The organism is Plantibacter sp. CFBP 13570 (assembly GCF_014841395.1).
In the GTDB taxonomy this organism is placed as follows: Bacteria; Actinomycetota; Actinomycetes; order Actinomycetales; family Microbacteriaceae; genus Plantibacter; species Plantibacter auratus.
In genome coordinates this window covers 1-10,708 of record NZ_JACYTW010000086.1, presented here as the reverse complement: position 1 = coordinate 10,708, position 10,708 = coordinate 1, and the positions used below count along the sequence as shown (strand labels likewise).

The following is a 10,708-nucleotide window of genomic DNA, read 5'->3' as shown; positions in this document are numbered from 1 at the left end:
CCGCGCCCGGCGCCGCAGCCGTCGCCGACCGTCCTGCGCGACCGCTACCTCGCGCTCATCGGCGAGATCGAGCGCGAGCACGGGGACGGCGCCCTGAGTACGCGGCGCGCCCACCAACGGCTCGGCGCGATCCTCCGGATGTACGCGCACGAGTCCAGCGGCGTCCGCGCCCAGGTCATGACCCTCGCAGACCTCGATCGCGCCGGACTCGCGCCACTCAGTCGTGCCGTGTCGGCCTACTACCCGGTCGAGTTCCGCGAGGCCGAGACGGGCAGCGTCGCCGAGGCCGCCACGCTCGCCCGCCAGGTGGTGACGACGTGGAGCTGATCTACTGGTGGATGCCGCTCGTCTGGCTCCTCGCCGTGGCCACGGTGGTCGCCGTCGTCGTCCTCGTGGCCCGCACCGGGCGGCGCCGGAAGGCGAACGCCGAGCCCCTGTGGGTCGCGCACTCCGAACGGCTCACCGCGCTCCCCGGTTACCGTCGCGCGCTGTCGCGGTACCGGCGCCTCATCATCGCGACGATCGCCGCGCTCGGGGTGCTGCTGCTCGCCGGCACGGCCCTCGGGTCACGCGTGGTGAGCACGACGGTGTTCCAGCCCGAACTGCGCAACCGCGACATCGTGCTCTGCCTCGACGTGTCCGGGTCGATGACGGAGTACGACGCCGCGCTGGTCGGGGTGTTCGAGAAGCTCGTGCAGCGGTTCGACGGTGAGCGGATCGCGCTCGTCCTGTTCAACGCGTCCGCGACCACGTACTTCCCGCTGACGAGCGACTACGACTACGTGGCAGCGCAGCTCGACCACCTCGTCGAGGACCTCACCTCGCCGGAGAGCGACTACGAGTACTGGAACGGCACCGATCTCGGGAACGGCTCGTCCCTCATCGGCGACGGTCTCGGGTCCTGCGTCATGCGGTTCGACCAGGTCGGCGAGGAACGGTCGCGCTCGATCGTGCTCGCGACCGACAACTACGTCGCGGGCGAGCCGATCCTCACGCTCAAGGAGGCCGGCGCCTACGCGAAGGCGCAGGACGTGACGGTGTACGGGATCAACCCCGGCGACGTCTCCAGCAAGGACTACCTCGACGACCTCGCCGCGGAGATGGACGAGGTCGTGACGTCCACCGGCGGGGACTACTACGCGCTCGCCGACCCCGGCGCGGTCGGCGGCATCGTCCAGCAGATCACGGCGGAGCAGACGAAGACGCTGAAGGGCGCCAAACAGCTCGTGCAGGTCGACGAGCCGTTCGTGTTCGTGCTGGCGGCGTTCGGCGGCCTCGCGGCGCTCATGCTGCTCGCCTGGAGGTTGCGCCGATGACCATCAACCCCGTTCTGCCGATCTGGGCCGTCGCCGTGCTCGGCACCGTCCTCGCGGCCTTCGCCGTCTGGCAGTTCCTCGCCGGGGTGCGGCGGCCAGGAGCCTGGCATTGGATCGCCCGACTGGCCATGGTCGTCGTGCTCGTGATCATCGCCCTCCGACCGACCATCCCCGGCAACCATCGCCCACCGTCCGCGATGGGCGACCTCGACGTCTACTTCGTCGTGGACACGACGAGCTCGATGGCTGCCGAGGACTGGCCGGACGAGACCGCGTCGGGGACGGACGAGAACGGCGCCCCGAAGCCGCCGACCCGACTCGACGGTGCGAAGGCCGACATCACCGGTATCGCCGACCGGCTGGCCGGTGCCCGATACGCCCTCGTGACGTTCGACGCCGTGGCCGTCCAGCGCATGCCCCTCACGACGGACGCGACGGCGCTCCGGTCGGCTGTGGAGGCGATGACGCAGGAGATCACCACCTACTCCCGCGGCAGCAGCATCGACGCTCCGGTGGAGTTCATGACCACGCTGCTGACCCAGGCCGAGGAGCAGGAGCCGGGTCGGAACCGGATCATGTTCTACCTCGGTGACGGCGAGCAGACGAGTGGCGCGGCGCCCGGATCGTTCGAGAGCATCGCACCGCTCATCGGCGGCGGTGGCGTGCTCGGCTACGGGACCGAGGCCGGTGGGACCATGCGCGAGTTCTCCGGGTACCAGGACGGCAGCGTCCGCTACATCCAGGACTACTCGACCGGTGAGCCCGCCGTGTCCCGGCTGGATCCGGGCGCACTCGAGACGATCGCGTCGCAGCTCGGCGTCGAGTCGGAGATCAGGACACCCGGCGCGTCGCTCGACGACGCACTCGACGGCCTCGCCGTCGGCGGCGTCACCGTCGAGGACGAGGTGGACATCCGGCGCACCGATGAGCTGTACTGGGTGTTCGCGCTCGGGTTCGGTGTGCTGCTCCTCACCGAGCTCCCCGGCCTGGTCGGCGCGCTGGGCGAGCTCCGACGGACGAAGGGTGGGCAGGCATGACCCTCTTCGACGATCGGACCCGCACCGACCGGCCCGACGACGCGCCGCGCAGCCCGGAGCCACGGCCACGACTCGAGGAACCGCGGCGTCCGCCGCTGGCCCCGGCCGAGGTCGCCCGGTTGCGCCGTCGGCTGTTCTGGTGGTCCCTTCCGCTGGTGCTCGTCGCCCTCGTCGTCGGGGTCAAGTTCGTGAGTCTGCCGGTCGTCGCGCAGTCGGCGATCGCCGAATACCGCGCCGAGGACTACTCCGGGGCGCAGCTGAGCGCGGGGCACCTCTTCACGGCGAACGTCGTCGAGCCGTGGATCGCCTGGTTCGACCGGGGCACCGCAGCCGCGGCCGGGCAGGACTGGGTGCAGGGGACCGACGACCTCGGGAAGGCGCTCGAGCTCGCGCCGACGGAGGAGACCGCCTGCATCGTCCGGGTCAACCTGGCGCGCGCGTACGAGACCCAGGCCGACGAGTACGTGAAGGGCCAGTTCTTCCAGGGCGCCATCAACCTCTACGACACGGCGAAGCGGATCGTCGACGAGGGCGAGGGCTGCTTCGAGGGGGAGTCCCAGGATCAGAACGAGGACCCCCAGGACCCCCAGGACCCCCAGGACCCGCAGGACCCGCAGGACCCCCAGGACCCGCAGGACCCGCAGGACCCGCAGGACCCGCAGGACCCGCAGGACCCGCAGGACCCGCAGGACCAGGGTGATCAAGGTGGTCAAGGAGGTCAGGACGACCAGGGCGGTCAAGGTGACCAGGGCGATCAGGGCGACCAGGATGACCAGGGCGGAACCGGGCAGCAGCCCGACGTGATCGATCCGAAGGGTACGCCCGGTGAGAACCTGCAGGACACCGGCGATCGCATCGACCGCAAACGTCAGGATGCGACCGACCAGCGCGACCGGTCCGGCGGGCAGGGCCAGCAGGATCCTTCGAACGGGGGACAGGGCGACGGCGACTCGAGCGGCTCGAGCGGTACCGGTGACAGCGAGGTCGACGGGAAGGTCGACAAGTTGAAGGACGCCGGCCAGGACGCCCAGCAGGACAAGTCGACCGAGGACGCCAAGAACCGCGGTCGGAACAACGACAACGGGAACTTCGCCGATCGCCCCTGGTAGCGGTTCCGGGCTGCCTGCGTGTGACGGACTAGCATGGACAGGTGGTTACGCGCCTTTCGAATTACTTCCTCCGTACGCTCCGTGAAGACCCTTCCGACGCGGAGGTGACGAGTCACCGCCTGCTGGTGCGGGCGGGGTACATCCGACGCCAGGCGCCGGGTGTCTTCGCCTGGTTGCCGCTCGGGTTGCGGGTGAAGAACAAGATCGAGGCCATCGTCCGCGAGGAGATGGCGAACGCCGGCGCGTTCGAGGTGCACTTCCCCGCGCTCCTGCCGCGCGAGCCCTACGAGGTCACCGGCCGGTGGGAGGAGTACGGCGACGCCCTCTTCCGCCTGCACGACCGCAAGGGTGCCGACTACCTGCTGGCGCCGACGCATGAGGAGGTCTTCACCCTGCTCGTGAAAGACCTGTACTCCTCCTACAAGGACCTGCCCCTGTCGATCTATCAGATCCAGGACAAGTACCGCGACGAGGCCCGTCCCCGGGCAGGCCTCCTGCGCGGTCGTGAGTTCACCATGAAGGACGCCTACTCGTTCGACGTGTCCGATGCCGGGCTCGACGCGAGCTACCAGGCGCAGCGCGACGCCTACGAGCGCATCTTCACGCGGCTCGGCCTGGAGTACGAGATCGTGCAGGCCGACGCCGGCGCGATGGGCGGTTCACGGAGCGAGGAGTTCCTGCACCCCACCGCGGTCGGTGAGGACACCTTCGTGCGTTCGGCCGGCGGGTACGCCGCCAACGTCGAGGCCTACACCACCGAGGTCCCGGAGGCCCGCCCCATCGAGGGTCTGGCACCCGCGACGGTCTTCGATTCGCCGAACACCCCGACGATCTCGACGCTCGTCGACCTCGCCAACGAGCGGCACCCGCGCGAAGACGGACGGGCCTGGACAGCCGCCGACACCCTCAAGAACGTCGTGCTGGCACTGCGGCACCTCGACGGCACACGCGAGCTGGTCGTCATCGGCCTGCCGGGCGACCGCGACGTCGACCTCAAGCGCGTCGAGGTGGCCTTCAGCCCCGCGGAGGTGGAGGCCGCGACCGAAGCGGACTTCGCCGCGAACGCTGGGCTCGTCAAGGGCTACATCGGACCGTGGTCCCCGCAGGGGCCCGTCCTCGGTGAGGAGTCGGCAACGGAGATCCGGTACTTCCTCGACCCTCGGGTCGTCGACGGCACCGAGTGGATCACCGGCGCGAACGTCGATCAGCAGCACGTCTTCGGCCTCGTCGCCGGGCGCGACTTCACCGCCGACGGCTTCGTCGAGGCGGCCGAGGTCCGCGCGGGCGACCCCGCGCCCGACGGCTCCGGACCGGTCGAGCTCGCTCGAGGCATGGAGATCGGACACGTCTTCCAGCTCGGGCGCAAGTACGCCGAGGCGCTCGGACTGAAGGTGCTCGACGAGAACGGCAAGCTCGTCACGGTGACCATGGGCTCCTACGGCATCGGGATCACCCGCATCCTCGCGATCATCGCCGAGGGCAACAACGACGAGCGCGGCCTCATCTGGCCGAAGGCCGTCGCCCCGTTCGACGTGCACGTCGTCGCAGCAGGACGAGACGCGGCGATCTTCGAGGTGGCCGAGGAACTCGTGGCCTCGCTCGAGGCGAGCGGGAAGGATGTCCTCTATGACGACCGCACCGGCAAGGTGTCCCCGGGCGTCAAGTTCGGCGACGCCGAGCTGATCGGCGTGCCCGTCGTGGTGGTCGTCGGTCGCGAGGCCACCGAGGGCTTCGTCGAGCTCTGGGACCGGGCCGCCGGCACGAAGGACCGGGTCGCGATCGCCGATCTCGCCCTCTGAGCCACGAGAGCGCAGGAACGGTCGTCATCCCGTCCGGATGACGACCGCTACTGCGCTCTCGTGGCGTGGAGGTGCCGGATCCGCCTGAGGAACTGCTGTCGGCGGGCGAAGAGGTCGTCGGCAGTGACGCGGATCACCCGCCACCCTGCATCTTCAAGCAGTTCCCGCCGATGGATGTCGTCCAGGAACCGGTGGCGCTCGGTCCGGTGGAAGTCGCCCTCGTATTCGTAAAACAGTCGCGCGCGGGTGTCCGCGAGGTCCGGGTGGAGCGTCAAGCCCCCGTGATCGACGACGACGGGGTGTCCGACGAGCGGCTCGGGAAGCCCCGCTTCGACGACCGCGAGGCGGAGGAGCGATTCGGGACGGGAGTCGACCCCGGCCCTGACGCGTGCTGCGGCCCATCTGAGCGCAGCTGCTCCGCGTCGTCCTCGGTGCTCGAGGGCCGCCTGCCGGAGATCGGCGACGGACGCGAGCACATCGGTCCGATCCGTCCCCGTCCGCACGCCGGACACGATGCGGTCCCCGACGGCGACGAGTTCCTCCTGTGGCAGGACATCCGCGAGCGAACGCCAGGTGTCGAGTGCGGCGGTCACCGGGTGCCCATGGGCGAAGGCGACGACGGTCTCGGGAGCCAGGCGATGGCCGACGATGCCACGCGCTCGGGGAGGTGTCGTCCCGTCGCGTGCACCGACATGGAGCTCCGGCGCGGAGGCGACCCGGGGTGGGAGGGGCAGGTCGAGGAGCAGGGCCGCGGTGACGTGGCTGAAGACCCGCGAGCGTCCGAGGAGCGGTTCGTACGCCCGACACCGTCCGCGCACGGTGTCGAGATCGACGCCGACCGTCCGCACGCCGCGATGCGGGGCCGAGAGATCCCGCCCCCGCAGACGTCCGATCGACTGGCCGTGCAGTCCGACGTCGTCGGTCGTGAACGCGCGGCCGACGAGATGCGCGGGCAACGGTCGAGGGGGTCGCATCCCCATACCTTCGCAAGCCGGCGGAATCCTGCCCCAGCGTTGTCCACAGCCGCGCGCGAGAGCGCAGTAACTGTCGTCATCCGTGGGGAATGACGGCCGCTACTGCGCTCTCGTGCTGAGGCGGTAGCCGGCTCCGCGGACCGTCGCGATGGCGTCCTTGCCGATCTTGTTCCGGAGATACCGCACGTAGACGTCGACGACGTTCGAACCGGGATCGAAGTCGTAGCCCCAGACCCGGCTGAGGAGTTCCTCCCGGCTGAGGATCTGGTCCGGGTGGCGGAAGAACTCCTCGGCCAGGGCGAACTCGCGGGTGGACAGCTCGACCGGCACACCGTCGACGAGGACGCGCCGTTCGCGCAGCTCGAGCTCCAGATGACCGACCGACAGCCGTTCCTGGACGGCGGTGGTCGACGCCGGTGCCCGCTCCGCCAGGCGTCGGCGGATCCTGGCCAGGAGCTCCTCGAACCGGAAGGGCTTCGACATGTAGTCGTTCGCTCCGCCGTCGAGGCCCGCCACGAGGTCTCGCGCGGAATCGCGGGCGGTCAGGATGATGACGGGGAGCTCGCTGCCGTCGTCGCGGAGCCGTCTGAGCACCTCGAAGCCGTCGACGCCGGGGAGTCCGATGTCGAGGACGAGCAGGTCGAAGTCGCCGCTCTCCGCCAGCTCGACGACCTGCGAGCCGTCGACCGTCACGTCCGCCGTGTGGCCGGCGGCACGCAGGCCCTTGCTCACGAACGCGGAGATCCGCGTCTCGTCCTCGGCGACCAGGATCCGGCTCATGCGTGGTCCTCCGGTGCACTCCGCCGAGCCGAGGTGTCGACGAGGTCCGGGAAGTCGTCCTCAGGGGACGGCGCTTGCGAGCGCGGTGGTGCGTCGTTCGCGGGGCGTGCATCGCCGGGTGTCGGTCCGGCCTGCATCGCCGCGGCCGTCTGCGCCGCAGCGGCGTCCTGAGCCGCCTGCGCCTCTCGCAGCGCGATCGCCTGGGCCATCGCGCTGCGGGGGATCGCCGCGGTCTCGTCCGGGTCGAGGTCGAGGTCAGCGTCGGACCCCTCGTCGTCGTCCGCCACCGCGAGCGGCAGTCGGATGCTGAAGAGGGAGCCGGCCTGCTGCGTGTCCTCGACCTCGGCCCACCCGCCGTGTGCCGCGGCGATCGCCTGCACGATCGACAGGCCGAGGCCGGAGCCTGCGACACCCCGTCCACCGCTCACCCGGGTGAACCGGTCGAAGATGCGTTCGCGGAGCGCCTCCGGCACCCCGGGCCCGTCGTCGGAGACGGAGAGCACGAGCGCCGGGTCGTCCGACTCGTCGAACCGGCTCGAGATCACGATCGTCGACCCGGCCGGGGAGTACTTCGCGGCGTTGTCCGCGAGCTGCAGCCAGGCCTGGGCCAAGCGCCCGGCGTCGACGTCCGCGGTGAGTTCGGCCTGCTCGCCCAGGGTCCACTCGTGTTCGGGCGAGATCGCCGTGGCCTTCTCGTGGACCGAGGCGGTGAACGCCTCGATGTCGACCGGCTCCCGGTCGAGGGTCGACGCGAGTCCGGCCGTCGAGAGCTCCGTGATGTCGGCGACGAGGGAGCTCATCCGGTCGAGTTCGTCGAGGGCGAGGTCCCGGGTGGCGGCCACCTCCGCGGGGTCGGACGGATCGAGGAGCTCGAGGTGTCCGCGCACGATCGTCAGCGGCGTCTTCAGCTCGTGGCCGACGTCGTCGAGCAGCTGGCGTTGACTGGTGAAGGCCTCGTCGAGCCGGTCCAGCATGCTGTTCACGGTCGTGGTGAGCTCCGAGACGTCGTCGCGACCGACGACCGGGATCCGCTCGTCGAGGTCCGACTCGGTGATGCGGGCGGCGGCGTCCCGCAGCAGTCGGATGGGGTGGAGCAGTCCACCCGCGAGCTGCCAGCCGACGAGGCCGAGCAGGAGCAGGCACACCACGGCGACGACGATCTCGACGGCGAGGATGCCTCGGGACTCAGCGAGTGCCGCGTGCACGTCGGTGGCGATGACGACGTGGGCCACACTCGGGTCGCCGACGACCTGCACCGGGATGATCGCGTACCGCACGGTGCGGTCACCGGTGGCCTCGCCCGTGACGACGCCGCGGGACGACCGGGCCGTGATGGTGTCGAGCAGCTGCGGGTCGTCGTCCAGGCGGAAGGCGGACGGGGCGCTGGGCGCGACCGTCGAGCCGTCGGCGCGCACACCGATGGCGGTCTCGTCCTCGGCGAAGATCCATCGTCGCATCACCGCGTCGACGGCCGCGTCGCTCGTCGCCGGGGCGTCGGCGGAGTCCCCTGAACCGACCACCATGAAGGCGATGAGCTCGGCGCTGTGCTCCAGGCGGGCGTCGATGGTCGCGAGTGTCTGCTGCCGGCCGAGCGTGTACGTGGAGACGCCCACGAGCGTCATCGCGAGCGTCGTCGCGAGCAGGATCGCGACGAGGATCCTCACCCTCGTGCTCCGCATGACGTTCCGCAGCTCGCCCAAGACCATTGGCCAATCATGTCACCCGCCCCGAGACGCGGTCGAGCCGGGAGCGGGACCCTCGAGGACGCGCGGCGGCTTCCCAGCTGGGTGGATGACGTACCCCTCGGCATCCGGTACCGTAGACAGACGGGTTCGGCAGCACGGCAGCAGCATGCCCGTCGTGCCGCTGCACGTCTTGCCGCGGCACCACCAGTTGAATAGAGGAGGCCATCGATGGACATCGATCTCGGTTTGTTGAAGTCGATCGAACGCGAGAAGGAGATCCCGTTCGAGGAGCTCGTCGTGATCATCGAGCAGGCCATCCTGAGTGCGTACCTGAAGAGCACCGAGGGTACCGACACCACCGCGCGCGGCGACGTCCCGGCGGCCCGGGTCCAGCTCGACCGCAAGACCGGCCACGTCGGGGTGTTCGTGCCCGAGTTCGACGACGAGGGTGTCCTGATCGGTGAGGCCGAGAGCACGCCGGACGACTTCGGCCGCATCGCCGCCTTCGCCGCGAAGCAGGTCATCTTCCAGCGGCTCCGCGACATCCAGGACGACGCCGTCCTCGGCGAGTTCAAGGGTCGCGAGGGCGACATCATCGCGGGCGTCATCCAGCAGGGCCCGAACCCGCGCATGATCCACGTCGACCTCGGCACCATCGAGGCGATCCTGCCGCCCGAGGAGCAGGTGGCCGGCGAGGAGTACCCGCACGGCGCACGCATCCGCGTGTACGTGACGAGCGTGACGAAGGGCCTCAAGGGTCCGCAGATCACCGTGTCGCGCACCCACCCCGGACTCGTGCGCAAGCTGTTCGCGTTGGAGGTCCCGGAGATCGCATCCGGCATCGTCGAGATCGTCTCACTCGCGCGCGAGGCCGGACACCGGACCAAGATCGCGGTGAAGGCGAACGACCCGAGCATCAACGCCAAGGGCGCATGCATCGGTGAGCTCGGGCGTCGCGTCCGCGCGGTCACCGACGAGCTGGGGGCCGAGAAGATCGACATCGTCGACTACTCGCCCGACCTGCCGACGTTCGTCGCGAACGCGCTCTCGCCGGCCAAGGTCACGAGCTCGTACGTCATCGACCAGTCGCTCAAGGCCGTCCGGGCGCTCGTGCCGGACTACCAGCTGTCGCTCGCGATCGGCAAGGAGGGGCAGAACGCCCGTCTCGCCGCCAAGCTCACCGGCGCCAAGATCGACATCCAGCCGGACTCGATCCTCGAATCGGACTGAGCCGGATGGAACCGGTGCGGACCTGCGTCGGCTGTCGCCGTCGCGAGCCGCGCTCGGCACTGCTGCGCGTCGTCGCGGTCGAGGGGGCGCTCATCCCAGACGCCGCGGCGCGCCTGCCGGGTCGCGGATCCTGGGTGCACCCGACGTCGGCGTGCGTCGACCAGGCGGTGCAGCGTCGGGCGTTCACGAGGGCGCTCAGATTGAGTGCGGGACCCGACGCGTCGGCGGTCCAGGCCTTCGTGTCGACGGAACCGGCCGCGCCGACGGCTGAATGACGTCGTCGGGCTGGAACGACCCGCTCACGATCCGGTGGTGAGCCCGCACCCAGGGTCGGGGTGTACGATGGTGAGTGCACGCGAGAGCGCTCCGGCGCACACCGTGCTTCCCACCGCAGGTATCAGGCCCGGATCCCGGGCCTCCATCCTGCTGCCGCCCCACCCGGGTGCGGCATTCCGAGAGAACAGGCTGAACGGCTAATGGACAACTCATGAGCGGCTCGAAATGAGCACCGTCCACCACTAACGCTTGCCCCTGCCTGGGTGCAAGCTCAGACAGGAGAATTGTGGCTGCAAAACCACGTGTACACGAGATCGCATCCGAACTCGGAGTAGACAGCAAGATCGCCATGGCGAAGCTCAAGGAATTGGGCGAGTTCGTCAAGGGACCGTCTTCCAGTATCGAACCACCGGTGGCCCGCAAGCTGCGCGCCGCCCTCGAGGCCGAGGGCGCGAAGGCGTCAGCCGCCCCCGCCGCCCCGGCGAAGCGACCGGCCACGCCC

Annotated in this window: 11 protein-coding genes; 8 read left to right on the top strand and 3 right to left on the bottom strand. The window is 70.0% G+C overall.

Going from position 1 to position 10,708, the window contains the following annotated elements:
* The 5 genes from IFT89_RS18395 to IFT89_RS18375 form a co-directional block, all read left to right on the top strand.
* The coding region (locus IFT89_RS18395; RefSeq protein ID WP_202939676.1) for a hypothetical protein at positions 1 to 327 on the top strand (327 nt) is incomplete at its 5' end.
* A complete protein-coding gene (locus tag IFT89_RS18390) occupies positions 318 to 1,316 on the top strand; it encodes a vWA domain-containing protein (RefSeq protein WP_202939675.1) in 999 nt (332 codons plus the stop codon). The genes IFT89_RS18395 and IFT89_RS18390, both read left to right, overlap by 10 nt.
* Positions 1,313 to 2,353 (top strand): VWA domain-containing protein, encoded by a 1,041-nt coding sequence (locus IFT89_RS18385; protein WP_202939674.1) that lies wholly within the window; start codon positions 1,313 to 1,315, stop codon positions 2,351 to 2,353. The genes IFT89_RS18390 and IFT89_RS18385 overlap by 4 nt, the downstream gene beginning before the upstream one ends.
* Positions 2,350 to 3,462: a hypothetical protein gene (locus tag IFT89_RS18380; protein WP_202939673.1), complete on the top strand. Its 1,113-nt coding sequence runs from the start codon at positions 2,350 to 2,352 to the stop codon at positions 3,460 to 3,462. Before IFT89_RS18385 ends, IFT89_RS18380 begins: the two co-directional genes overlap by 4 nt.
* A 41-nt stretch (positions 3,463 to 3,503) precedes the next feature.
* Entirely contained in the window at positions 3,504 to 5,261 is a 1,758-nt protein-coding gene (locus IFT89_RS18375) for a proline--tRNA ligase (protein ID WP_202939672.1), read from the top strand.
* Between the two features lie 47 nt (positions 5,262 to 5,308).
* On the opposite strand, the gene IFT89_RS18370 is transcribed toward IFT89_RS18375, so the two are convergent.
* From IFT89_RS18370 to IFT89_RS18360, 3 genes are all read right to left on the bottom strand, one after another.
* Entirely contained in the window at positions 5,309 to 6,235 is a 927-nt protein-coding gene (locus tag IFT89_RS18370; RefSeq protein WP_202939671.1) for a hypothetical protein, read from the bottom strand.
* A gap of 99 nt (positions 6,236 to 6,334) precedes the next feature.
* A complete protein-coding gene (locus IFT89_RS18365) occupies positions 6,335 to 7,015 on the bottom strand; it encodes a response regulator transcription factor (protein WP_064295346.1) in 681 nt (226 codons plus the stop codon).
* Positions 7,012 to 8,679 carry a sensor histidine kinase gene (locus IFT89_RS18360; RefSeq protein WP_213014326.1) on the bottom strand — a complete coding sequence of 556 codons (1,668 nt, stop codon included), beginning with the start codon at positions 8,677 to 8,679 and terminating at the stop codon, positions 7,012 to 7,014. The genes IFT89_RS18365 and IFT89_RS18360 overlap by 4 nt, the downstream gene beginning before the upstream one ends.
* A 249-nt stretch (positions 8,680 to 8,928) precedes the next feature.
* On the opposite strand from IFT89_RS18360, the gene nusA reads away from it, so the two are divergent.
* The 3 genes from nusA to IFT89_RS20655 all read left to right on the top strand — a co-directional run.
* Entirely contained in the window at positions 8,929 to 9,930 is a 1,002-nt protein-coding gene (nusA, locus tag IFT89_RS18355) for a transcription termination factor NusA (protein ID WP_079707160.1), read from the top strand.
* 5 nt (positions 9,931 to 9,935) lie between these two features.
* Entirely contained in the window at positions 9,936 to 10,205 is a 270-nt protein-coding gene (locus IFT89_RS18350; RefSeq protein ID WP_086473927.1) for a YlxR family protein, read from the top strand.
* A gap of 287 nt (positions 10,206 to 10,492) precedes the next feature.
* On the top strand, positions 10,493 to 10,708 hold a 216-nt coding region (locus tag IFT89_RS20655), incomplete at its 3' end, for a translation initiation factor IF-2 N-terminal domain-containing protein (RefSeq protein WP_202939669.1).

Coding starts and splice junctions, on each gene's coding strand:
- IFT89_RS18385 (WP_202939674.1), top strand. CDS start 1,313: ATGACCATCAACCCCGTTCTGCCGATCTGGGCCGTCGCCGTGCTCGGC.
- IFT89_RS18380 (WP_202939673.1), top strand. CDS start 2,350: ATGACCCTCTTCGACGATCGGACCCGCACCGACCGGCCCGACGACGCG.
- IFT89_RS18370 (WP_202939671.1), bottom strand. CDS start 6,235: ATGCGACCCCCTCGACCGTTGCCCGCGCATCTCGTCGGCCGCGCGTTC.
- IFT89_RS18365 (WP_064295346.1), bottom strand. CDS start 7,015: ATGAGCCGGATCCTGGTCGCCGAGGACGAGACGCGGATCTCCGCGTTC.
- nusA (WP_079707160.1), top strand. CDS start 8,929: ATGGACATCGATCTCGGTTTGTTGAAGTCGATCGAACGCGAGAAGGAG.
- IFT89_RS18350 (WP_086473927.1), top strand. CDS start 9,936: ATGGAACCGGTGCGGACCTGCGTCGGCTGTCGCCGTCGCGAGCCGCGC.